At 53.6% G+C, this 291-nt stretch carries 1 protein-coding gene; it reads left to right on the top strand.

Translation table 11 applies throughout. The features are described 5' to 3' along the window. Positions 1 to 28 precede the first annotated feature (28 nt). A partial coding sequence (gene rpmC / locus ACOSDR_RS20290; RefSeq protein WP_420732355.1) for a 50S ribosomal protein L29 occupies positions 29 to 291 on the top strand: 263 nt, incomplete at its 3' end.

The following is a 291-nucleotide window of genomic DNA, read 5'->3' as shown; positions in this document are numbered from 1 at the left end:
GGGGGCTTCAGCGGTGAGCGGCTCAGCTATGGCCAAGATTAAGGCTCGGGACCTGCGCGGCAAGAAGAAGGAGGAGCTGCTAAAACAACTGGACGATCTGAAGGTGGAGCTGTCCCAGCTTCGCGTCGCCAAGGTGACTGGCGGAGCCGCTTCCAAACTCTCCAAGATACGAGTCGTCCGAAAATCCATTGCCCGTGTCCTCACCGTAATTAACCAGACTCAAAAAGAAAACCTCAGGAAATTTTACAAGGGTAAGAAGTACAAGCCTCTAGACCTGCGACCCAAGAAGAC

The sequence above is a fragment of the Hwanghaeella sp. 1Z406 genome, from assembly GCF_048892425.1.
Lineage (GTDB): Bacteria > Pseudomonadota > Alphaproteobacteria > UBA8366 > Aestuariispiraceae > Pacificispira.
The sequence above is the reverse complement of the archived record's forward strand: the minus strand, read 5'-3'. Positions and strand labels throughout refer to the sequence as shown.